The sequence below is a fragment of the Microbacterium sp. NPDC012755 genome (assembly GCF_042901325.1).
GTDB classification, from domain to species: Bacteria; Actinomycetota; Actinomycetes; order Actinomycetales; family Microbacteriaceae; genus Microbacterium; species Microbacterium natoriense.
In genome coordinates, this window is record NZ_JBIBCT010000001.1 from 1,120,522 (window position 1) to 1,142,854 (window position 22,333).

Consider the following 22,333-nt stretch of genomic DNA (forward strand, 5'->3'; position numbering starts at 1 on the left):
GTCTTCCGACGAAAAGGGGGACACGGCATCCGTTCGGACGCTGTGTCCCCCTTTTTGCCGACTTGACAGCCCTCTGAGCGATCGGATATCACGTTTTCACACATGTGGATAACTTGTGGATGAATCGTGTTTCGGTCGGGACGGATGTGGGGTTAACGGGAGAACCTGTGGATAACTAGGGGAGTGTCCACAGGTCGACGGATGCTGCGAACCCGCGGATTCCTCAGGGATTCCACAAGTGACAAGCGTGTAGTTCCTTACTCGCGACTGCTTTCCACCGAGTTATCCACAGTATCCACAGCTGTTAACACCGTTAAGGAGTTAACCCGTCTTAAGCGCGATCCGATCACCAGACGGTGCGGAGAAGCCGCGGCGGCCCTGCGAATCACAAGTCGTAGGGAAGTGTTCGACTGTGGGGCTAGCATGGGAAGCCCTGCACCGGCAGGAGCGATCACGTCTTGTCATTCGACGACGATGTGGCTGTCAAGAACGACCGAGTCATCAAGAAACGACGAGGAGCACCCGTGAGGTTTCAGGTCAACCGCGATGTCTTCAGCGAGGCTGTCTCCTTCGTGGTCAAGCTGCTCCCGCAGCGCAACCCTCAGCCGATCCTCGCCGGTGTGCTGATCGAAGCCGACGGATCCGGTCTCACGCTCTCGGCGTTCGACTACGAAGCATCCGCCCGCACCACGATCGAGGCCACCGTCGACACGCCTGGCACGATCCTCGTGCACGGCCGACTGCTCTCCGACATCGCCAGCCGTCTCCCGAACGCTCCGATCGAGATCGCCGTCGAGGATGACGGAGGGATCACCGTCAGCTGCGGTTCTGCACGATTCACCCTCGCGGCCATGCCCGTCGAGGAGTACCCGTCGATCCCGGAGGTCTCCGGTTCCTCCGGTGTCGTGCCGGCCGACGACTTCGGCACCGCGATCTCGCAGGTCGGCTTCGCGGCATCCCGCGACGATGTCACCCCTGTCCTCACCGGTGTGCAGCTCGAGGTCTCGGGCCAGAGCCTCAGCCTCGTGGCCACCGACCGGTACCGAGTCTCGCTCCGCGACGTCCCGTGGGACGGAGCCGAGGTCGAGAGCACTGCGCTCGTCCCTGCTCGCACGCTCGTCGAGGTCGGCAAGACCTTCGGTCATGCCGGCACGATCCAGGTCGCGTTCTCCGGAGCGGGCGACCGCGAGATCATCGCCTTCACCGCGGGCAACAAGACCGTCACGTCGCTGCTGATCAAGGGCAACTTCCCGCCGGTCCGCCGCCTCTTCCCCGAGCAGACCGACCACTACGCGGTCGTCAACACCGCCGACCTCATCGAGGCCGTTCGTCGTGTGTCGCTCGTGCTCGACCGTGCCGCTCCGCTGCGCTTCACCTTCTCGAGCGAAAGCGTGACGATGGACGCGTCCGGCAGCGAGCACGCCAGGGCATCGGAGTCGGTCGACGCGATCCTGCACGGTGGCGACGAGGTCACCCTCGGACTCAACCCGCAGTACCTCATCGAGGCGCTCGGCGCAGTGAAGAGCGAGTTCGTGCGGGTCACGTTCACGTCCAGCGACAACGCGAACAAGCTGAGCCCGGTGCTCATCACCAGCCAGACCTCGGTCGACCAGGCCGGACTCGACTCGTTCAAGTACCTGCTCCAGCCGAACCTTCTCCTGCGCTGAGTTCTGCCGCTCTGCGCCGTTACGTGCCGGAAATAGCCGCGCACTCGAGCCGAAACATCTGACTGCGAGAGTCAGCCGTACCCGAAAGAGCACGGCTGCTCCGCACAGCCGTGCAGCCGCGCTCGTCTTCCCCGACGAAAGACGACTCGCATGCCGGAAAATCCCCCTGTCCGCATACCCCGATACCTCGCGGCGAGCCTCGCGCTCCTCGCATCCGCAGTCAGCCTGATCGGTTCAGCCGCCCCGGCATCCGCTGCCGACGCGACGTACGACACGATGACCGTGACCGCCGACCCGGCCTCGGTCGACGTGGGCGACACCATCACGGTGACCGTCGCCGCCACCGGTGTGGTCGACGCCTACGCGTACCAGTTCGCGCTGAGCTACGACCCGCAACTCGTCGAGTACGTCGACGACAGCGCGATCCTGCCCGACGGGGGTTTCGGATCCGCGACCGACGACGGCACGGAGATCACCGCCGTCGCGTCGAGGCTCGGCACGTCTCCTGGATTGACGGGGACGCAGACACTCGTCTCGCTCCGCTTCACCGCGCGAGCCGCCGGAGATGCCCCGATCGTTCTCGCTTCGGGCCAGATCGTCGACTCCGCCGGAGGCACCACGGCGATCGACACGACCGCCGAGGGAACCACCGCGTCGGTCACCATCGCTGCCACCGAGAACCCCGGCACCGGAACCGGCGGTGCGGGAGCATCGGGCAGCGGATCAGGCACCGGCACGGGCGGCGGTTCTCCCCAGACGGGTGAGGATCTCGCGTCCACCGGAGCGGATGCCGCCCCCTGGCTCGTGATGGGCGGCGTCGCCGTCGCAGCCATCGTCATCGGCAGCGTGTTCGTCTTCCGACGGAGGACACGGTGACCACGCAGAGACACCGCACGCACGCAGAGACCATGAGAGGCACGATTGTGAAAACCACCGCCATCCGAGTCGGTTCGACCGTCGCGATCGCCGCGACACTGGTCGCCGCGACGGGAGCGTTCTCGACCGCTGCCGGCGCAGCGACGGCACCCGCGGCGCCCATGCTGGCGCCGTACTACACCGCGCTCGACGTCACCGGCGATGCCAGAGTGACGACGGAGGATCTCGGGGTCGCCGCTGCCGCGCTCGGGATCACGTCGGATTCACCGGACTGGGCGCGACTTTCACTTCTGGACGTCGACCACGACGAGGAGCTGACGATCACGGATCTGTCGGCGCTCTCTCACCGGATCATCTACGACGACGGACCCTTCGAGCTCGTCGAGGCATCGCTCGTCGACATGCAGGCCGCGATGAACGCCGGAGTCGTCACGTCGGTGGAGATCACCCAGGAGTACCTGGATCGGATCGCCGCCTACGACCGCGTGGTGGTGCCGGGCGGATCCCGCCCCCTCAACTCGATCATCACGGTGAGCGCGCATGCCCTGGAGGCGGCGGCCGCGGCGGACGAGACGCGACGAACGCAAGGTATGACGAGCATGCTGCTGGGGGTCCCCATCGCGGTGAAGGACAACTACGACACGATCGACATGGTCACCACCGGCGGCTGCGGATGCTGGAACACGAACCAGACGTCGACGGATGCCGCGATGATCCGTGGCATGAGAGCCGACGGCGCCGTGATCCTCGCCAAGGCGAGTCTCGATGAGTTCGCGTACGGATTCGTCTCGGAGTTCTCGTCCTTCCAGGCGCCGGGGTCGACGCTGCTGGTGGCGAGTCCGTATGACACGACGCGCACGGCCGGTGGATCCAGCGGCGGAACCGGTGCGGCGGTCTCGGCGAACCTGGCCGCCGTCGGATTCGGCACCGACACGGGCGGCTCGATCCGCGTCCCGTCGTCGTACAACCAGCTCGTCGGCGTGCGGCCCACCGTGGGCCTCGCCAGTCGCGACGGGATCATCCCGCTCGCACTCTCCCAGGACACCGGCGGTCCGATGGCCCGCTCCGTCATGGACGCGGCCGTTGCACTCGACGCCGTGGTGGGCGTCGACGAAGCGGATCCCGTGACCGCGCGTCAGACCGGCCTCGTTCCGGATTCCTATACGTCGTTCCTCAACCCGACCGCTCTCGCCGGCGCGCGCATCGGCTACGTGGAGTCGATGGTGGGATCCAACCCGGGAACGGTCCGCCTGTTCGCTCAGGCGAAGGCGGCACTCGAGGCCCAGGGCGCGACGGTCGTGCCGGTCACTCCGCCCCAGGGCTTCGCCGCGGTGCTGAATGAAGGATCGGGGTCCACGAACGAGTTCCTGCACGACCTCGACGAGTACATCGCCACCCATCTCGGACCGGATGTCCAGGCGCGCACACTCCCCGACATCCTCGCGACGGGGAACTACGTCACGTCGCGGAAGTCGGTCTACGACGCGCGCGCCGCGGTGACCCCACAGGTCTACGACGCCTGGGCCGGGCCGAGCGGATCGCACACGCTCCAGCTCGCGGCGGGCAAGGAGCTCGTCACGACGATGATGGACGACCTCGACCTCGACGCGGTCATCTACCCGAGCACGAACGCGTACGGGACGCAGGGCACGAACATGCGCCTCAGCCCGAACACCGGAATGCCGGCCGTCACGGTGCCGATGGGGCAGACGGTCGCGGGCGAGACGGCACCGGGCAGCGGAGTCAACCTCGAGTTCCTCGGGAGGGACTTCGGCGAGGGACCGCTGCTCGGCCTCGCGTACGCATTCGAGCAGGCGACGTCGGCCCGGACGGCGCCCGCGCTGTACGGACCGCTTCCGTGATCGAGCGCGGCGGTCGCCCTGGCCGAGGTCGGGGCGGCCGCCGCGCAGCATCCGGAGTCGCTGTCAGTAGGGGCGACTAGGCTGACTCCGTGATTGTGGAGCACCTGAGTCTGGTCGATTTCCGCAATTACGCGACCGCAGAACTCACCCTCCACCGCGGACCGAACGTGCTCGTCGGCCGCAACGGACAGGGCAAGACGAATCTGGCCGAAGCGGTCGTGTTCCTGGCCACGCTCGGTTCGCATCGGGTGTCGTCGGATGCGCCGATGGTGCGCGACGGCCAGGAGTTCGCGATCATCCGCGCCCGGCTCTCCCACGGAGAGCGCAAGGTCCTCGCCGAGGTCCAGCTGAACAGGCAGGGATCCAACAAGGCGCGCATCAACGGGTCGCCGTCGAAGACCAGCGAGCTGCCGCGGTACGCCCACGTGGTGCTGTTCGCGCCGGAGGATCTGCAGATCGTCCGCGGCGACCCCTCGTCGCGGCGCCGATTCGCCGATCAGCTCCTCATCCAGCGCACGCCCCGCATGTCCGCCGTGCTCGCCGACTACGACCGCGTGCTCAAGCAGCGCACCGCACTGCTGAAATCGGCGCGGGCCCGCGGCATCCGCGGGGAGGCCCTCACGACCCTGGATGTCTGGGACGACAAGCTGGTCTCCCTCGGTTCGGAGATCATCGTCGCGCGCCAGCGGCTCGCGACCGATCTGCAGCAGCCCGTGGCTGATGCATACGCGGCGATCGCCGGCGCCGACCACCGTCCCCAGCTGGAATGGGCGCTCTCCGTGCGCGGAGGCGACCCCGAAGACGGGCAGGACGATGCCGTCACGGAGACCACCGGCGATATATCGGAGATGTTCCGCGCGTCTCTCGCGGCCAAGCGCACGCAGGAACTCGATCGCGGACTCACCCTGACCGGACCGCATCGCGACGACCTCGTCCTCCGCGTCCGCGACCTACCGGTGAAGGGCTACGCCTCGCACGGAGAGTCCTGGTCGGTCGCCCTCGCCCTGCGTCTCGCCTCGGCCGAGCTGCTCCGCAACGAATCGCCCGCGGGGGACCCCGTGCTGATCCTCGACGACGTGTTCGCCGAGCTCGACGCCGATCGGCGTCAACGGCTGGCCTCCCTCACGTCCGGTTACGAGCAGGTGGTGGTCACCGCGGCCGTGGAGGAGGATATCCCCGAGGTGCTGCACGCGCACGTGGTGCGCATCACCGCAGGGACCATCAGCGACGAGCGGGAGGAGAGCCATGACTGACATCGCCGCGGCATCCGACACTCCGGAGACCGTCGCCACCTACCTGCGGCTGCGGGGCCTCAAGCCCAGCGCGAAGAACTGGAAGCGCAAGCGGCGCATCGCGGACGACGACGAGAACGCGCCGTTCACGCCGGGTCGCGACCCCGGTTCGCTCGGCGCGGTGCTCGACAAGCTCACCCGTGATTCCGGCTGGCAGACGACCCTGGCCCGTGAAGACCTGGTGCTGCAGTGGGCCGAGCTCGCCGGGTCCGACACGGCCAAGCACTCCGAGCCGGTGTCTCTCGAGCGCGGGCTCCTCACCGTGAAGTGCGACTCGACGGCGTGGGCGAAGAACCTCCAGTACATGCGGGCGACCATCCTGACGGAGATCGGCAGGAGGTACCCGGATGCCGGCGTCCAGAACCTCCGCTTCATCGGACCGGACGTCCCCTCTTGGAAATGGGGTCCCAGAGCCGTTCCAGGGAGGGGTCCACGCGATACCTACGGGTAGGGGACCAGATATGGGGTCCGAATCGCTCAGAAGGGCACACACGGCGTTCTAGCGCACATATCGAGACGAAAACCCCTTAGAATGGGAGTTCGTAATATCGATGTGGAGAATGCCCTCTGATGACGCCTGAATCCCCTGCTGACGAGACGGAATCGACCAACGGGGGAACCCCCGAGAACGAGGGCACCACTGCACCCGCACCCAAGGCGCAGCAGCCCGGTGAGTACGGCGCGGATTCGATCCAGATCCTCGAGGGTCTCGAGGCGGTCCGCAAGCGCCCCGGCATGTACATCGGCTCCACGGGTCCGCGTGGTCTGCACCACCTGGTGTACGAGATCGTCGACAACTCCGTCGACGAGGCGCTGGCCGGGTACGCCGACACGATCTTCGTGACGCTGCTGGGCGACGGCGGAGTCCGCGTCGTCGACAACGGCCGCGGCATCCCCGTCGACCCGCACTCCTCCGACCCGTCGAAGTCGACCGTCGAGGTCGTCCTCACGATCCTGCACGCCGGCGGAAAGTTCGGCGGCGGCGCCTATGCCGTCTCCGGCGGTCTGCACGGCGTCGGCTCCTCGGTGGTGAACGCGCTCTCCACGCGCTTCGACGTCGAGGTCAAGCAGAAGGGCTTCGCCTGGCGCCACAGCTTCGCGAACGGCGGCGTGCCGCAGCAGCAGCTCGAGAAGGGTGAGGCGACAGACGAGACCGGAACGAGCATCACGTTCTGGCCGGATGCCGAGATCTTCCAGGAGACGGTCGACTTCGACTACGACACGCTCCGGACCCGCTTCCAGCAGATGGCGTTCCTGAACAAGGGACTCCGCATCGAGCTGAGCGACGAGCGGCCCGACTCCGCGTACGAGACGGAGGAGGACGGGCAGGCCGTCACGAAGCAGCCGAACGACGTGTTCTTCTACGAGCGCGGACTCGTCGACTACGTGGAGTACCTGAACCGGGTGCGTCACGCCGAGGTCGTCAACGACGAGATCATCGCCTTCGAGTCGGAGGACACCGAGCGCAAGATCTCCCTCGAGGTCGCGATGCAGTGGACGACCTCGTACACCGAGAACGTGTTCACCTACGCGAACACGATCAACACCCACGAGGGCGGCACGCACGAGGAGGGCTTCCGTGCGGCGCTGACCACCCTCGTGAACAAGTACGCCAGGGCGAACAACATCATCAAGGAGAAGGACGACAACCTCTCCGGAGACGACGTCCGCGAGGGGCTGACCGCGGTCATCTCGATCAAGCTCGGCGAGCCGCAGTTCGAGGGTCAGACCAAGACCAAGCTCGGAAACACCGAGGCGAAGGCCTTCGTGCAGAAGGTCGTGGGCGACCAGCTCGGCGACTGGTTCGAACGCAACCCGAACCAGGCGAAGAACGTCATCCGCAAGGCCATCGACGCCGCGACCGCTCGTCTCGCCGCCCGCAAGGCGCGTGAGACGGCCCGTCGCAAGAGCGTCTTCGAGTCGGCCGCGATGCCCGACAAGCTCAAGGACTGCACGAGCAAGGACCCGTCGATCAGCGAGATCTTCCTCGTCGAGGGTGACTCCGCAGGCGGTTCGGCCGTGCAGGGTCGCGACCCGCACACCCAGGCGATCCTGGCGCTGCGCGGCAAGATCCTCAACGTCGAGCGCGCGCGTCTCGACAAGGCCCTGGGCAACAAGGAAGTCCAGGCGATGATCCAGGCCTTCGGCACGGGCATCGGCGAGGAGTTCGACATCGAGAAGGCGCGGTATCACAAGATCGTGCTGATGGCGGATGCCGACGTCGACGGCCAGCACATCACGACGCTGCTGCTGACGCTGCTGTTCCGCTACATGCGCGGACTCATCGAGGCGGGATTCGTCTACCTCGCGATGCCGCCGCTGTACCGCCTGAAGTGGTCGAACTCGGCTCACGAGTACGTCTTCAGCGACGCCGAGCGCGACGCCCTGCTCAAGCACGGCCTCGACAACGGCAAGCGCATCCCGAAGGATGCCGGCATCCAGCGCTACAAGGGTCTCGGCGAGATGAACCCGAAGGAGCTGTGGGAGACCACGATGGATCACTCCACGCGTACGCTCCAGCAGATCACCATCGAGGACGCCGCGGCGGCCGACGAGATCTTCAGCGTTTTGATGGGTGAGGACGTCGAGTCCCGACGCAGCTTCATCCAGCGCAACGCCAAGGACGTCCGCTTCCTCGACATCTGATCCCCACATACACACACACGCGAATCGGAGGCTACCGCCACGCATGACGTGAGGACGCAGGGATGCCGCGGAGCGAGCATCGGGAGGGGCCCGCGAAGCGGGAGGATCCCCGCTCTGCGAGCGAAGCGGCATCCCGGAGTCCGGTAGCCACAAAAGAATCGAACGAGAACCATGACTGACGACATCCGCCCCGAGCCGGAACACGAACACGGCAAGATCGACCAGGTCGACCTGCAGTCGGAGATGCAGCGCAGCTACCTCGACTACGCGATGGCCGTGATCGTCGGCCGCGCGCTCCCCGACGTGCGCGACGGCCTCAAGCCGGTGCACCGCCGCGTGATCTACGGCATGTACGACGGCGGATTCCGCCCCGACAAGTCGTTCTCGAAGTGCGCGCGCGTCGTCGGCGAGGTCATGGGTCAGTACCACCCGCACGGCGACTCGGCGATCTACGACGCCCTCGTCCGTCTGGTGCAGCCGTGGTCGCTGCGGTATCCGCTGGCCCTCGGCCAGGGCAACTTCGGCTCCCCCGGCAACATGGGCGCCGCAGCCCCCCGGTACACCGAGACCAAGATGGCCCCGCTCGCGCTCGAGATGGTGCGCGACATCGAAGAGGACACGGTCGACTTCACCGACAACTACGACGGTCAGACCCAGGAGCCGACGGTCCTCCCCGCCCGCTTCCCGAACCTGCTCGTCAACGGTTCGGTCGGCATCGCGGTCGGCATGGCCACCAACATCCCGCCGCACAACCTCCGCGAGATCTCGGCCGCGGCTCTCTGGGCGCTGGACAACCCCGGCATCTCCCGTGAGGAGCTCCTCGAGGGACTGATCCAGCGCATCCCCGGTCCTGATTTCCCGACCGGCGCGCAGATCCTCGGCACCAAGGGCGTTCACGAGGCGTACCGCACCGGTCGCGGCTCGATCACGATGCGCGCCGTCGTCAACGTCGAGGAGATCCAGGGTCGCACCTGCCTCGTCATCACCGAGCTCCCGTACCAGGTCAACCCCGACAACGTCGCGGTGAAGATCGGCGACCTCGCCCGTGACGGCAAGATCACCGGCATCGCCGACATCCGCGACGAGTCCTCCGACCGCACGGGTCAGCGTCTCGTCGTCGTCCTCAAGAGGGATGCCGTCGCCAAGGTCGTGCTGAACAACCTCTACAAGCACACGCAGCTGCAGGAGAACTTCGGCGCGAACATGCTCGCGATCGTCGACGGGGTGCCGCGCACCCTCGCGATCGACGGGTTCGTGACGAACTGGATCACCCACCAGCTCGAGGTCATCGTCCGTCGCACCCGCTTCCGCCTGGCCAAGGCCGAGGCGCGCATGCACATCCTGCGTGCGTACCTGAAGGCGCTCGACGCGCTCGACGAGGTCATCGCGCTCATCCGCCGCTCCCCCACGGTCGACGAGGCACGCGAGGGGCTGAAGGCGCTGCTCGACATCGATGACGATCAGGCCGACGCCATCCTGTCGATGCAGCTGCGTCGTCTTGCGGCTCTGGAGCGGCAGAAGATCCTCGACGAGGCCGAGGAGCTCGAGAAGCTCATCGCGCAGTACAACGCGATCCTCGCCGACGAGGCGCTGCAGCGCGACATCATCCGCGAGGAGCTCACCGGCATCGTCGACCGCTTCGGCGACGACCGTCGGACGCACATCCTGCACGGCTTCGACGGCGACGTCTCGATGGAAGACCTCATCGCCGAGGAGGAGATGGTCGTCACCGTCACCCGTGACGGCTACATCAAGCGCACGCGCAGCGACAACTACCGTTCGCAGCACCGCGGCGGCAAGGGCATCAAGGGCGCGCAGCTGCGGGCGGATGACATCGTCGAGCACTTCTTCGTGACGACGACGCACCACTGGCTGCTGTTCTTCACCGACAAGGGTCGCGTCTACCGCTCCAAGACCTACGAGGTGCCGGAGTCGGGGCGCGATGCGAAGGGCACGCACGTCGCGAACCTGCTCGCGCTGCAGCCGGGCGAGAAGATCGCGCAGATCCTCGACATCCGCGACTACGAGGTCGCCGAGTACCTGGTGCTCGCGACGCGCAACGGCCTGGTCAAGAAGACGAGCCTGTCGAGCTACGACACCAACCGTCAGGGCGGGGTCATCGCGATCCGTCTGAACGACGACGACGAGCTGGTCTCGGCGCTCATGGTGAACGCCGAGGACGACATCCTGCTGATCAGCCGCAAGGGCATGTCGGTCCGCTTCAGCGCGACCGATGAGGCGCTCCGTCCGATGGGCCGTGCGACCGCCGGCGTCAAGGGAATGAAGTTCCGCGACGGCGACAGCCTGCTCTCGGCATCCGTCGCCGCCCCCGGCCAGTACGTGTTCGTGGTCACCGACGGCGGCTACGCGAAGCGCACCGCGATCGACGAGTACCGGGTCCAGGGACGCGGCGGATTCGGCATCAAGGTCGCCAAGCTGAACGACGATCGGGGCACTCTCGCGGGTGGTCTGATGGTCGCGGAGGACGACGAGGTCTTGGTGGTTCTGTCCAGCGGCAAGGTGGTACGCTCTGCCGTGGCCGAGGTCCCCGCAAAGGGCCGCGACACCATGGGAGTGGTGTTCGCACGGACCACGGACGCAGACCGCATCCTCGCGATCGCCCGCAACGGCGAACGAGGACTCGGCGAGGACGAGGCCGAGACGGATGCCGACCCCGCGGCTCCCGAGACGACAGACACCCCTGAGGAAAACGCATGAGCACAGTAGCCGACAAGCTGGCGAAGAAGTCCACGCGCAAGACCAGCGGCAAGCAGGTCCGCCTGCGCCTGGTCTACATCGACTTCTGGTCGGCCGTGAAGCTCTCCTTCCTGGCGGCCGTCGCGCTCGCGATCGTCACCATGGTGTCGTTCTTCCTGATCTACATGGTGCTGCAGGCGACCAACGTCCTCGCTCAGGTCGACGGCTTCGTCTCGAGCTTCACCGACAACAGCGTCCGTCTGTCGGAGGTCGCCGGCCTCCCGCAGGTCATGGCCTTCGCCGCGGTCGTGTCGATCCTCAATCTGATCGTCGTGACGGTGCTCGGCGCCGTCGTCGCCGGCATCTACAACCTGGCGGTCAAGGTCACGGGCGGACTGCTCGTCGGCTTCATGTCGAACTGATCTTCACAGAGAACGAAGGGCGGATGCTGCGGCATCCGCCCTTCGTCGTTCTCAGGCGATGCCCGTGGTGCCGAGCAGGGTGCCGATCAGCCAGGTCACGGCGAGGGCGAGACCGCCGCCGATCACGAGACGCACCGAGGCGCGCACCGGTTTCGACCCGCCGATCCTCGCGCTCACCGCACCCGTGACGGCCAGGGCGACGAGCACAGCGACGAAGGTGACGGGCACCCGCCATGCCGGCGGCGGCAGCAGGATCGCGAGCAGCGGCAGCAGGGCTCCGAGCGTGAAGGCGATGGCGGAGGACAGGGCGGCGTGCCAGGGGTTGACCAGATCGTCCTGGTCGATGCCGAGCTCGACCTCGAGGTGCGCCGAGAGCGCGTCGTGGGCGGTCAGCTCCTCGGCGACCTTGCGGGCGGTCTCCTCGCTGAGACCCCGTTCACGGTAGAGCGAGGTGAGCTCGGCAAGCTCCTGCTCGGGGAGGGTGCGCAGCTCCTCCTTCTCCTTCGCGATGAGCGCGCGCTCGCTGTCGCGCTGGCTGCTGACCGACACGTACTCCCCGAGCGCCATGGAGATGGCGCCGCCGACGAGCCCCGCGATCCCCGCCGTGAGCAGTGCCGCGTTGTCGGTCGTGGCGCCGGCGACGCCGACAACGAGCGACGCGACCGAGACGATGCCGTCGTTCGCCCCGAGCACCCCCGCTCGCAGCCAGTTCAGCCGCTGGCCGAGTCCTGCACCGTGCGCTTCGCCTTCATGAGTGGTCATGAGGCCAGTGAACCAGAGACCGTGTACAGATCGACGACACAGGGTAGGGAAAACCCGAAGCCGAGTGTCCGGGTGCCTCCGTGTCGCGGGTCGCGGCGTCACCGTACCTTGGGACTATGACCACACAGACTGCGACCCCACTGCAGGAGGACACGGCGAGACCGCCGTTGCGGATCCTCCTGACGATCCTCCATCTCGCCGCGCTCGGCGTTCTGGGCGCAGGCATCTTCGGAATGCTGACCGGCCTGTTCGGCGCCGGACTCGGGCTCCTCTTCGCCTTCGGCATCGGCATCTTCCTGCTGATCGGCCTCGTCTACGCGCTCTTCGGCCTCGGCTGGTTCGAGGTGGCGCGAGTCGGTTCGCTGTACCGCGTTCCGGTGGCGCCGCTGCGTCGCCGCACGAGCGACCGCCCCGGCTTCAGCGGATGGGCCCGCTCCCTCGGGCGTCAGGTCATCGACGGCCGGATGTGGCGGGCTCTCGCGAACTTCGCGCTCGCGTGCATCGCCGGTGTGATCGTGCTGCGCCTGTTCTGGACCCTCGTCTGGTCGGGCATCATCTCCTTCGCACCGCTCGCGGGCGACGGAGAGGTGGACGGTCCGTTCGGGTCCCTCGTGGATGCGGCCTGGGCTCCGGTGATCGGTGCGCTCGGCGTCGTGCTGAGCGCCGCCGGCATCGTCGGTCTCGCCCTGCTCCACCGCACGCTGTCGCTCGCGATCGTGGCGCAGAGCCGCGAGGCCGAGCTCACCGAGCGCGTCCGCACCACGACCGCGCAGCGCGAGGGCGCCGTGCGGGCGGCCGACCTCGAACGCACCCGCATCGAGCGCGACCTGCACGACGGCGTCCAGCCGCGGCTCGTCTCCGTCGGCATGACGCTGGGACTCGCGCATCAGAAGATCGACGACGACCCGGCAGCCGCGAAGGACCTCATCGCCGAGGCGCACACCTCGACGAAGGCGGCGATCACCGAGCTGCGGCAGCTGGCCCGCGGCATCCACGCCTCGGTCCTCGATGACCGCGGACTGGACGCTGCACTGTCGGCCCTCGCCAGCCGCTCCCACATCCCCGTGAATCTCGACGTCCGCATGGACGGACGCTGCAGCCGTGAGGCCGAGGCCGCCGTGTACTTCGCGATCGCCGAGTCGCTGACCAATGCCGCCAAGCACTCCCGTGCGAGTGAGGCGCGGGTGACCGTGCGGCTTCGCGAGGGAGGCACACTGTGGGCTCGCGTCGAAGACAACGGCATGGGCGGCGCGCAGGTGCAGCCCGGCGGTGGACTCGACGGCATCGCCAACCGCATCCTCGCCGCCGGGGGCACCTTCCGCCTCGACAGCCCTGCGGGCGGACCCACCAGCCTGGAGGTGAACGTGCCATGCGCATCCTGATCTGCGAGGACTCCGTCCTGCTGCGCGAAGGACTCGTGCGACTGCTCGAGGACGCCGGCCACCAGGTGGTCGCCGCTCTCCCCGACACCGATGGCCTCGCCGAGGCGGTGGCGGATGCCGCGCCCGAACTGTGCATCCTCGATGTGCGCCTCCCGCCGACGTTCACCGACGAGGGGATCCGCGCCGCGCTCGCGCTGCGAGCAACCGACGCCGCGCTGCCTCTGCTCGTGCTGTCGCAGTACGTCGAGGAGCGCTACGCATCCGACCTCATCGCCGCACAGGGCGGCCCCCTCGGCTACCTGCTGAAGGACAGGGTCGCCGACGTGTCGGAGTTCCTGGAATCGGTCACCCGCATCTCCGAGGGCGCGACCGTGCTCGACCCCGAGGTCGTCGCGCAGCTGCTCACGAGACGCAACAAGGACGACCGGATGCTGCGGCTCACCGAGCGCGAGCGCACCGTGCTGGCGCTGATCGCGGAGGGAAAGTCGAACCAGGCGATCGCCGCGCTGCTCTTCCTCTCGGAGGCGAGCGTCGAGAAGCACATCACCTCCATCTTCCAGAAGCTGGGCTTCGAGCCGGACGAGTCGGGCAACCGCCGTGTGCTCGCCGCCCTCGCCCACATCGAGAACACCGGCGGCCCGACGCCGCCCGCAGGCCAGACAGGAGCCGCACGATGAGCACCGAACAGAACCCCCTCACTCCCCCTCCCGCATCGACCCCGGCTCCGGCTCCGGCACCGGCTCCGGCCCAGCCTCAGGCTGCGGCTCCGCGACCGGGCGGGACGAGCTGGATCACCGTCACGCTCGCCGTGATCGGCGGGCTCGCGCTGGTCGGCACCGGGGCGACGGCAGCGGTCGCCGCATCCGGAGATCTGTCTCGCAGCGACACCGTGCTGGAGCTCGACGTGACGGGCGTCTCGGAACTCGACCTCAACGCGAGCGCGAGCGATGTGCGTGTCGAGTTCGGCGACGTCGATCAGGCGCAGCTCGCCGTGACCGGCGGCCGCGGCGGCCCCTGGACGCTGCAGCGCGACGAGGACGAGCTGCTCGTCCGCGGACCGGAGACGGTGTTCGGCTGGTGGTTCGGCGGCTGGTTCGACGACGACCGCTCGGTCGTGCTGACCCTTCCGTCCGAGCTGCAGGGGCTCGACGCGTCCTTCACTCTGAGCGCGGGCAGCCTCGACGTCACGGGGCGCTTCGGGGAGCTCGACACCGAGCTGTCGGCAGGCGACCTGACCATCTCCGGGTCGGCGTCGTCTCTCGACGCCGACGTGAGCGCCGGCAGCGCCGACATCCTCCTCGACGGCGTGCGCGAGGCCGACTTCGCCGTATCGGCCGGCGACCTCACGGTCGAGCTCACCGGTGCGGCGCCGAGCGAGACCTCGATCGACGTGAGCGCGGGCGGTCTCGATCTGAGCGTCCCCGCCGGCGAGTACAACATCACCCAGAACGTGAGCGCGGGAACGCTCGACAACAGGCTCGACCACTCCTCGAGCTCACGGAACTCGATCGATGTGACCCTCTCCGCTGGCACGGTCACGCTGCGTCCGGGCAGATGATCGAGAGGCGGATGCCGGGCCGAAACGCCCGGCATCCGCCGCACACCTGCCTCGATTCGGATTTTGTCGGATCTTCCGGTAAAGTCTTGGAGGTTGACGGGGCTATAGCTCAGGCGGTTAGAGCGCTTCACTGATAATGAAGAGGTCCCAGGTTCAAGTCCTGGTAGCCCCACCCTTAACTCAAGAAATCCCCATGAGGGGCCTTAGCTCAGTTGGTAGAGCGCCTGCTTTGCAAGCAGGATGTCAGGAGTTCGAATCTCCTAGGCTCCACAGATGCGAGAAGGCCCCCGAGCGCAGCCCGGGGGCCTTCTCGCATCTATATGGCTGAGTGATTCGGGGAGCCCTGGAGCGAAGCGGAAGGGCGGAGTCTCCTAGGCTCCCCCCACACGGAGTCTCCTAGGCCGCTCCACACGGAGCACCTTCTCCTCCCGACGGGAGGAGATCTCACGCTCGGGCTGAGGTTCGTGCGTCATCTCTCCGTCCGAGCGTGCGTTCTCCTCCCGGACGTGCGGTGCCCCGTCATCCCCACGGCTGGCATCATGAAGCCATGACCGGGTACGAAGACGCCGACGCTGCACGGCGTCGGGTGCGGCTGCCGGAGCACGACGGCTCGGCTCCGCTGCTGAACATCGGGGCCTTCTCCCGGTACGCCGGTCTGAGCGTGCGGATGCTGCGGCACTACGACGATCGGGGCGTGCTGATCCCGGCCGTGGTCGATCCGTTCACCGGTTATCGGCGTTACACCGTCGAACAGCTGCGGATCGCGGGGCGCATCCGTTCGTTGCGCGATGCGGGGTGCGGCATCGCGCTGATCATGGAGCTGCTGCCCCTGTACGAGGAGTCTCCCGCGGTGCTCCGGGATCGGCTCGACGTGCATATCGCCGGTCTCGAGGAGGCCGCTCGTCAGCTCGCGGCGCAGAGAGACCTCGCGCTGACCCTGGCCGCAGACCTCGGATCGACCGGATCGGTGGTGAGCGAGCGGCTGTTCCCGTCCGCACGCGTGCTGCAGTTGCGGCGCACTGTCGCCTGCTATCCGGCCGAGGGCGAGCTGTGGGCGGATCTGCGGACTCTGATGGCTTCCGCGGCCGGCGTCGAGCCCTCCGGGTTCGGTGACCTGGTCGGTGCGACCTACTTCGACGAGGAGTATCGCGACGAGGATGTGGAGATGGCGATCTGGCGCGACTATCGCGGCGCGTTCACACCGCAGGGCGGATTCGAGGTGGTCGACCTTCCCGCGCAGAGGGTGGCGTGGACGATCCACCACGGCGGGTTCGACGGCATCCATCGGGCGACCGAATCGATCGGCGCGTGGATCGCGACGCAGGGTCGCACGCAGGTCGGTCCTCTCTTCAACGTCTACGTCGTCGGGCCGGGTCGCGAGGCGGACCCCGACAAGTGGGTGACCGAGGTCAACGTCCCCATCGGCTGACCCGTCAGAGCGGTCGGCCTCTCGTGGCTTGACCCTCGCACAGTGGTAGATCTCAGACTCGATCCGTGAGCATCGCAGCGGGCGATGCCGCGGATCGGAAGGACGATCGCAGATGAGCGAGTCGAGCATGAACACCGTGAACTACTTCGAGGTCGGCACGCCGGACCCCGAAGCGGCGAGGGCCTTCTACGGACAGGTCTTCGGCTGGGAGTTCGGACCGGCCGGACCCGCCGGATACGCCATGGTGAACGGGAACGCCGGTGGACTGTGGGACACCAGCGGGATCGGATCCGGAACGTGGGCCGTGTTCTACGTCGAGGTGGCAGACGTCGAGACGAGCGTCGCCGCGGCGACCGCGAACGGGGCTCAGATCGTGCTGCCCCCGGTGGACAACGGTGCGATCATCTTCGCGCACCTCTCCGATCCGGCGGGCAACCGGTTCGGAGTCTGGCAGCGCAAGAACGCCGACTGAACGGCAGGCGAGAGTGCGGTCGAGTCATGCTCGTCCGCACTCGTCAGCCGATCGCGATCGTCCGCTCCAGTCGTCTGCCGGCATCCAGCGCGATCGTGAGAACGTCGAGCAGATGCCGTCCGTCCGAGGTGATGAAGTAGTTCGCGAGGTCGGTGATCGTGGGGGCGATCACGTGGCCCCAGGGCGGCGCAGCGGTCGGATCGTCGATGTCCCAGACGACCGCGGACGGCGGGAGCTGACGTAGGCCTCTCCTGACAAGATCGAGCTCTGCGATCGCTGCATCGACGTGCGTGGCCTCGAGGCTGCCCGCCTGGTACAGCGTGGCGAGGTGGGGGAACCGGGTTCCGCGTGCTCCGCTCTCCAGACGCACGGTGATGGTGTCGAAGAAGGCGCCGAGAAATGCCGCCGTGCCGATCGGATACGCGATCGGCCCTACTCGCAGGCTCACACCCATGTCCTCCCCTTTCCGAGCCCTGCGGAATCCACGACGCGCTACAGTCGGGGGTCGATCGGGTCGGATTCCAGCGCGAGCACGCCGAAGACCGCCTCATGGACCCGCCAGAGAGGTTCGCCGGACGTGAAACGCCGCAGCGCCTCCAGCCCGAGAGCGTACTCACGACCGGCGAGGGACCTCTTGCGGCCGGTGTCGCGGTCGCGCAGGCGCGCGAGGCTCGCGGGCTCGGTGTAGTCGGGTCCGTAGATGATGCGGAGGTACTCCCGTCCGCGCACCTTGATGCCCGGCTGCACGAGACCCTTCTCGGTGCGGCTCAGGTTCGCGAACGGCTTGACGACCATGCCTTCACCACCGGCCGCCGTCAGATCCTCCCACCAGCGAATCGCGTGCGCGGTCGCATCCTCGTCGCCGAGGTCGACACGGAGCCGAGCAGTAGGCGTGATGAGGTCCGGGGCGGTCGCGACGAGACGGTCGGCGATCGCGAGGTGCCAGTCATGGTCGCGGGTCTCGAACGTCGAATCCCCCGCTGCGAGCAGCTGGAACGGTGCGAAGCGCACCTCCCCGGGGTCGCCGACGAAGCGCCGGTATGCGTCCCGGAAGAGACCGATGTCCTCGACGCGTGCGCGCGTCCGACCGGCGAGCTCGGCGACGTCGATGCCGGATGCCGCGGCCTGAGCCAGCACGGACTCGGCGGCGCTCATCGCGGTCACCCCTGCCGCGCCCACCGAGGCGTACTGTTCACGGATGAGATCGCCCGTCTTGAGCGACCAGGGCAGGATCTCCCCGTCGAGAAGCACCCAGTCCGCGGCGACCTGGTCCCATACCCCCGCGTGCTCCAGTGCCGTGTCGAGCCGTTCGAGGAAGCTCCGTTCGGTCACGGGGTCGAAGAACGGCCGTCCGGTCCGTGTGTGGATGACCCCGCGCCAGTCGTCGGGAGCATCGAACCTGCGGGGATCGCGCGACACGAGCACGACCGCGCGTGAGCCCATGTGCTTCTCCTCGCAGATCACATCGGTCACGCCCTGGTCGCGGAAGGAGGAGAACGCCTCAGCGGGATGCTCGAGATACCCCTCCCGCGCCGAGGTGCTCGGCGGCGACATGGTCGGCGGAAGGTAGACGAGCCACCGCGGGTCGGTCGCCCACCGGCTCATCGTCTCGAGTCCGCCCGCGGACTGCTCCTCCTTGATGCCGATCTTGCCGTGGGTGCCCGTCTCGATGATCAGCTTGCCCTGCACGTCGGCGAGGCTGAGCACGCCAGGCTCCCTCGCAGGGGTCTCGGCCGCCAGGGGGCGGATCGGCTCGTACCAGACCTGCTCCGCGGGAACCGAGACGACCTCGCGCTCCGGGTACCGCATCGCCGAGAGGGCGCCACCGAAGACGCAGCCGGTGTCGAGGCACGCCGTGTTGTTGATCCACTCGACAGTCGGCACCGGGGTGTGACCGTAGAGCACGACGGCCTTGCCGCGATAGTCCTGCGCCCACGGGTAGCGCACGGGCAGACCGAACTCGTCGGTCTCCCCCGTCGTCTCGCCGTAGAGGGCGAACGCTCGGACCCGACCCGACGCCCGGCCGTGGTACTGCTCCTTGAGACCGGCATGCGCCACGATGAGGCGACCGTCGTCGAGCACGAGGTGGGAGATGAGGTCGTAGCAGAACGTCGCGACCCGGTTCCGGAACCCCTCCGACTCACCGGCCAGCTGGGCGAGCGTCTCCTCCAGTCCGTGCGAGATCGTGACCTTGGCACCACGCAGCGCCTTGACGAGCTTGGCCTCGTGGTTCCCGGCCACGGCCAGCGCAGTGCCGGATGCGACCATCCCCATCGCGAGACGGAGCACACCCACGACGTCGGGTCCTCTGTCCACGAGGTCGCCGACGAAGACCACGCGACGTCCTTCGGGGTGCGTCGCATCGACGGGCCGGCCCTGCTCATCACGGGAGAGCGCGTACCCGAGCGCCCCCAGCAGCGTCTCGAGCTCGCTGCGGCATCCGTGCACATCGCCGATGACGTCGAAGGGGCCGTGCTCATCCGAACGATCGTTGAGCAGCCGGGTGCGCGTGATCGTCACGGACGCGACATCCTCGGGAGTGCGGAGGATGTGCACCTTGCGGAATCCCTCCTTCGCGAGGTGACGCAGGCCGCGGCGCAGCTGATCGGTCTGCCGCTTGACGACACCGGCCGGAATCGATCGATCCGCGCGAATCTCATTGCGCGCGCTGCTCACCGACTCAGGCAGGTCGAACACGATGGCGACGGGGAGCACGTCGTGTGCTTTGGCGAGTTCCACGAGCTTGCGACGCGCGTCAGGTTGCACGCTCGTGGCGTCGATCACGGTGAGAAGTCCGGCGGCCAGCCGTTTGCCGGCGACGTACTGCAGCGCATCGAATGCCGCCGCCGTAGCCGACTGATCGGTCTCGTCGTTCGCGACGAGACCGCGGAACGAGTCGCTGGACAGGGTCTCGTAGGGGCCGAAGTGGTCGCGCGCGAAGGTCGACTTACCCGACCCCGAGGCGCCGACGAGCACGACGAGCGATGCAGCGGGGATGTCGAGCACGGTCATGCGGCCACCTCCCGTCGGAAGAGTGCGAGCTGAGTCGGTGATCCGAGCACGGCGTCTTCTTCTCCGATCGGGCGATACTCGACCGTGTATCCGTGGCGGGAGGCGACGGCGTCAGCCCAGCCGCGGAACTGCTCACGCGTCCACTCGAACCGATGATCGTCGTGGCGGTGACCGCCGGATCCCAACGTCGGATACAGCGCGTTGTACTCCGCGTTCGGCGTCGTCACGATCACCGAGGCGGGGTCCGCACCCGCGAAGACCGCATCCTCGAGCGCGCGCAGCCGTGGCGGCTCCACGTGCTCGATCACCTCCATCAGCACCATCGCGTCGTAGCCGCGGAGCCTGTCATCCCGGTAGACCACGGAGCCGTGGAGCAGCTCGATCCGCTCCCGCTCGGCATCCGACGCGGCGTCGAGGCGCAGCATCCGTGCCGCTCGTTCCAATGACCGCGCTGACACGTCGACGCCGACGATCTTCGTGAACGACCGATCGCTCGCGAGCCGCGAGAGCAGCGCACCGGGACCGCATCCCATGTCGACGACGCGGTGTGCGCCGGCATCCCTGAGCGCCTGCATCACGGCATCCGCTCGATGCACCCGCAGCGGCGTCTCCCGAACGGCGTCGTCCTCGTCTGCTGTCTGGGCGAGCAGCGATCGCTGGTGCACGAGATACCGTCGTGTGATCAGCTCGCGCTCGGGGTGATCGGCGAGCCACCCCTCTCCCGCGCGCTCCAGCTTCGAGATCTCATCATCGCCGACCCAGTAGTGCTTGGTGTCGTCGAGCACCGGAAGCAGGACGTAGAGCTGTCGCAGGGCGTCCGCCAGCCGGACACGCCCGCTCAGGGTGACCGAGCTGTAGCGTGAGTCGCCCCAGTCCGGGTAGGCGGGATCGAGCGGGATGCTCTGCTCGACGACATCCCAACCGCACGGCTCGAACATGCGACGCACCAGGTCGTCTTCCTCGCCGCGGGTGGAGACCACCGGCACGTCGATGCGCAGCGGCAGGGGTGACTCGGCGAGTTCGGGATACGAGTCGCTGCGGCCGGTCATCGCCGTGCGGAACACCGTGCCGATCGCGACGGCCAGCATGCTCGACGCCACGTACGGGCGGTCGTTGACGTAGTGATCGAGTGCTCCGGCGTCGCCCCGGAACCGCTTGTTCCGCACGAGTCCGACGGGATCGACCTCCACGAGCACCGCCGCGGTCGTGCGTTCGGCCGTCGCCTCCGGATAGAAGACGTGGATGTCACCGACGGGGGCGGAGAAGGTCTGCACCTTCGCCGGATGCTTGTGCAGCAGGTAGCCGAGGACGGTCGCGTCGACGTCCTCATCCGGCTCGTAGGTCAGTGTGAACAGCATCGACACCCCCGGTTGATGGCATTTCGCCTCAGTCTAGGTCCGCCGCGGATCCGCACCAGGATCACTCTGCGGACGGCCGCCCCGCGAACTTCTCCCGCGTCTCCGCATCGGCGACGTAGACGACGAGCTGCACGTCGGTCAGGTCAGACGGACGCAGCTGGTGGTGCTCGAACACGAGGCGGCCGAGGGTCGGATGCAGGAACACCCGCTCGCGCGACTCGAAGCCGCCGACCCCGTGGCTCTCCCAGCGCTCGCGGAACTCGGGGCTCGCGTCCATCAGCCGGCCGATGACGTCGCGGTAGCGCGGGTCGCCGAGCCTCGGTCCGGCCTCGGCTCGGAATTCGGCGAGGAACCGGCGGCTCGTGTCGTCCCAGTCGTCGAGGAGCGACCGCACCGCGGGGTCGGTGAAGATGAGCCACAGCAGGTTGCGCTGCTCAGGGGGCGTCGTGGCGACGTTGGGGTACAGCCGCTCGTAGGCGCTGTTCCATCCGGCGATGCCCCAGTCCGGGGCGAGCGCGTAGGCGGGGTGCTCGTCGAGCGCGTCGAGGAATCGCTGCACGTGAGCGGGAGCCGTCTCGACGGCGACGCTCGAGCCCGGGCGACTGGGGGCGAATCCCGCGAGCGTCAGCACGTAGTCGTGCTCCGCGACGGTGAGGTGCAGCGCGGTGGCGACGGCATCCAGCACCTGCCTCGACGGGTTGATGTCCCTGCCCTGTTCGAGCCAGGTGTACCAGGTCACGCTCACGCCGGAGAGGAAGGAGATCTCCTCTCGCCGCAGGCCGACGGTGCGGCCGCGGCCCGCGGGGGGCAGGCCGAACGCCGCACGGTCGAGCAGCGACCGTCGGGCGCGCAGGAAGGCGCCGAGCTCGGTGCGCTGCTGGTCGTCGGTGGTCATGCA

At 67.8% G+C, this 22,333-nt stretch carries 18 protein-coding genes and 2 tRNA genes; 15 read left to right on the forward strand and 5 right to left on the reverse strand.

Going from position 1 to position 22,333, the window contains the following annotated elements:
• Nucleotides 1-524 precede the first annotated feature (524 nt).
• The 8 genes from dnaN to ACFY5A_RS05415 all read left to right on the forward strand — a co-directional run bounded on the left by dnaN (nt 525) and on the right by ACFY5A_RS05415 (nt 11,462).
• Nucleotides 525-1,667 carry a DNA polymerase III subunit beta gene (gene dnaN / locus ACFY5A_RS05380; protein WP_105673395.1) on the forward strand — a complete coding sequence of 381 codons (1,143 nt, stop codon included), beginning with the start codon at nt 525-527 and terminating at the stop codon, nt 1,665-1,667.
• Between the two features lie 150 nt (nt 1,668-1,817).
• Complete coding sequence (locus tag ACFY5A_RS05385; protein ID WP_387232229.1) at nt 1,818-2,543, forward strand: cohesin domain-containing protein; 726 nt, start codon at nt 1,818-1,820, stop codon at nt 2,541-2,543.
• A 47-nt stretch (nt 2,544-2,590) separates the two neighbouring features.
• Entirely contained in the window at nt 2,591-4,405 is a 1,815-nt protein-coding gene (locus ACFY5A_RS05390; protein ID WP_387232231.1) for an amidase family protein, read from the forward strand.
• Between the two features lie 89 nt (nt 4,406-4,494).
• Nucleotides 4,495-5,658 carry a DNA replication/repair protein RecF gene (recF, locus tag ACFY5A_RS05395; RefSeq protein WP_105673396.1) on the forward strand — a complete coding sequence of 388 codons (1,164 nt, stop codon included), beginning with the start codon at nt 4,495-4,497 and terminating at the stop codon, nt 5,656-5,658.
• The gene (locus ACFY5A_RS05400) at nt 5,651-6,148 is read left to right on the forward strand and encodes a DciA family protein (protein WP_341940792.1); all 498 of its coding nucleotides are present in this window, start codon (nt 5,651-5,653) and stop codon (nt 6,146-6,148) included. Before recF ends, ACFY5A_RS05400 begins: the two co-directional genes overlap by 8 nt.
• A 119-nt stretch (nt 6,149-6,267) precedes the next feature.
• Complete coding sequence (gyrB, locus tag ACFY5A_RS05405) at nt 6,268-8,343, forward strand: DNA topoisomerase (ATP-hydrolyzing) subunit B (protein WP_105673398.1); 2,076 nt, start codon at nt 6,268-6,270, stop codon at nt 8,341-8,343.
• A gap of 171 nt (nt 8,344-8,514) precedes the next feature.
• Entirely contained in the window at nt 8,515-11,061 is a 2,547-nt protein-coding gene (gyrA, locus tag ACFY5A_RS05410; RefSeq protein ID WP_341940791.1) for a DNA gyrase subunit A, read from the forward strand.
• Nucleotides 11,058-11,462 carry a DUF3566 domain-containing protein gene (locus ACFY5A_RS05415; protein WP_105673400.1) on the forward strand — a complete coding sequence of 135 codons (405 nt, stop codon included), beginning with the start codon at nt 11,058-11,060 and terminating at the stop codon, nt 11,460-11,462. The genes gyrA and ACFY5A_RS05415 overlap by 4 nt, the downstream gene beginning before the upstream one ends.
• A 51-nt stretch (nt 11,463-11,513) precedes the next feature.
• On the opposite strand, the gene ACFY5A_RS05420 is transcribed toward ACFY5A_RS05415, so the two are convergent.
• Nucleotides 11,514-12,224 carry a VIT family protein gene (locus ACFY5A_RS05420; RefSeq protein WP_387232235.1) on the reverse strand — a complete coding sequence of 237 codons (711 nt, stop codon included), beginning with the start codon at nt 12,222-12,224 and terminating at the stop codon, nt 11,514-11,516.
• Between the two features lie 116 nt (nt 12,225-12,340).
• On the opposite strand from ACFY5A_RS05420, the gene ACFY5A_RS05425 reads away from it, so the two are divergent.
• The 7 genes from ACFY5A_RS05425 to ACFY5A_RS05455 all read left to right on the forward strand — a co-directional run bounded on the left by ACFY5A_RS05425 (nt 12,341) and on the right by ACFY5A_RS05455 (nt 17,065).
• Nucleotides 12,341-13,606: a histidine kinase gene (locus ACFY5A_RS05425; protein WP_387232237.1), complete on the forward strand. Its 1,266-nt coding sequence runs from the start codon at nt 12,341-12,343 to the stop codon at nt 13,604-13,606.
• Entirely contained in the window at nt 13,594-14,283 is a 690-nt protein-coding gene (locus tag ACFY5A_RS05430; RefSeq protein ID WP_341940788.1) for a response regulator transcription factor, read from the forward strand. Before ACFY5A_RS05425 ends, ACFY5A_RS05430 begins: the two co-directional genes overlap by 13 nt.
• Nucleotides 14,280-15,164, forward strand: a complete 885-nt coding sequence (locus ACFY5A_RS05435; protein ID WP_387232240.1) for a DUF4097 family beta strand repeat-containing protein — start codon at nt 14,280-14,282, stop codon at nt 15,162-15,164. The genes ACFY5A_RS05430 and ACFY5A_RS05435 overlap by 4 nt, the downstream gene beginning before the upstream one ends.
• A gap of 98 nt (nt 15,165-15,262) precedes the next feature.
• Nucleotides 15,263-15,336 (forward strand) — tRNA-Ile (locus tag ACFY5A_RS05440).
• A 25-nt stretch (nt 15,337-15,361) separates the two neighbouring features.
• Nucleotides 15,362-15,434, forward strand: a tRNA-Ala gene (locus ACFY5A_RS05445).
• Nucleotides 15,435-15,711: 277 nt separating this feature from the next.
• Nucleotides 15,712-16,593, forward strand: a complete 882-nt coding sequence (locus tag ACFY5A_RS05450; RefSeq protein WP_387232242.1) for a MerR family DNA-binding transcriptional regulator — start codon at nt 15,712-15,714, stop codon at nt 16,591-16,593.
• Nucleotides 16,594-16,705: 112 nt separating this feature from the next.
• Entirely contained in the window at nt 16,706-17,065 is a 360-nt protein-coding gene (locus ACFY5A_RS05455) for a VOC family protein (RefSeq protein ID WP_219844592.1), read from the forward strand.
• A gap of 43 nt (nt 17,066-17,108) precedes the next feature.
• Here ACFY5A_RS05455 and ACFY5A_RS05460 read toward each other — a convergent pair whose 3' ends face one another.
• The 4 genes from ACFY5A_RS05460 to ACFY5A_RS05475 form a co-directional block, all read right to left on the reverse strand.
• Entirely contained in the window at nt 17,109-17,513 is a 405-nt protein-coding gene (locus ACFY5A_RS05460) for an Imm70 family immunity protein (RefSeq protein ID WP_386949457.1), read from the reverse strand.
• A 44-nt stretch (nt 17,514-17,557) separates the two neighbouring features.
• A complete protein-coding gene (locus tag ACFY5A_RS05465; protein ID WP_387232244.1) occupies nt 17,558-20,077 on the reverse strand; it encodes a polynucleotide kinase-phosphatase in 2,520 nt (839 codons plus the stop codon).
• Nucleotides 20,074-21,435, reverse strand: coding sequence for a 3' terminal RNA ribose 2'-O-methyltransferase Hen1 (locus tag ACFY5A_RS05470; protein WP_387232246.1), 1,362 nt, complete (start codon nt 21,433-21,435; stop codon nt 20,074-20,076). The genes ACFY5A_RS05465 and ACFY5A_RS05470 overlap by 4 nt, the downstream gene beginning before the upstream one ends.
• A 61-nt stretch (nt 21,436-21,496) precedes the next feature.
• Entirely contained in the window at nt 21,497-22,330 is an 834-nt protein-coding gene (locus ACFY5A_RS05475) for a helix-turn-helix transcriptional regulator (RefSeq protein ID WP_387232248.1), read from the reverse strand.
• Between the last annotated feature and the right edge of the window lie 3 nt (nt 22,331-22,333).

Coding starts and splice junctions, on each gene's coding strand:
- ACFY5A_RS05385 (WP_387232229.1), top strand. CDS start 1,818: ATGCCGGAAAATCCCCCTGTCCGCATACCCCGATACCTCGCGGCGAGC.
- ACFY5A_RS05400 (WP_341940792.1), top strand. CDS start 5,651: ATGACTGACATCGCCGCGGCATCCGACACTCCGGAGACCGTCGCCACC.
- gyrB (WP_105673398.1), top strand. CDS start 6,268: ATGACGCCTGAATCCCCTGCTGACGAGACGGAATCGACCAACGGGGGA.
- gyrA (WP_341940791.1), top strand. CDS start 8,515: ATGACTGACGACATCCGCCCCGAGCCGGAACACGAACACGGCAAGATC.
- ACFY5A_RS05415 (WP_105673400.1), top strand. CDS start 11,058: ATGAGCACAGTAGCCGACAAGCTGGCGAAGAAGTCCACGCGCAAGACC.
- ACFY5A_RS05420 (WP_387232235.1), bottom strand. CDS start 12,224: ATGACCACTCATGAAGGCGAAGCGCACGGTGCAGGACTCGGCCAGCGG.
- ACFY5A_RS05425 (WP_387232237.1), top strand. CDS start 12,341: ATGACCACACAGACTGCGACCCCACTGCAGGAGGACACGGCGAGACCG.
- ACFY5A_RS05430 (WP_341940788.1), top strand. CDS start 13,594: ATGCGCATCCTGATCTGCGAGGACTCCGTCCTGCTGCGCGAAGGACTC.
- ACFY5A_RS05435 (WP_387232240.1), top strand. CDS start 14,280: ATGAGCACCGAACAGAACCCCCTCACTCCCCCTCCCGCATCGACCCCG.
- ACFY5A_RS05450 (WP_387232242.1), top strand. CDS start 15,712: ATGACCGGGTACGAAGACGCCGACGCTGCACGGCGTCGGGTGCGGCTG.
- ACFY5A_RS05455 (WP_219844592.1), top strand. CDS start 16,706: ATGAGCGAGTCGAGCATGAACACCGTGAACTACTTCGAGGTCGGCACG.
- ACFY5A_RS05465 (WP_387232244.1), bottom strand. CDS start 20,077: ATGACCGTGCTCGACATCCCCGCTGCATCGCTCGTCGTGCTCGTCGGC.
- ACFY5A_RS05470 (WP_387232246.1), bottom strand. CDS start 21,435: ATGCTGTTCACACTGACCTACGAGCCGGATGAGGACGTCGACGCGACC.
- ACFY5A_RS05475 (WP_387232248.1), bottom strand. CDS start 22,330: ATGACCACCGACGACCAGCAGCGCACCGAGCTCGGCGCCTTCCTGCGC.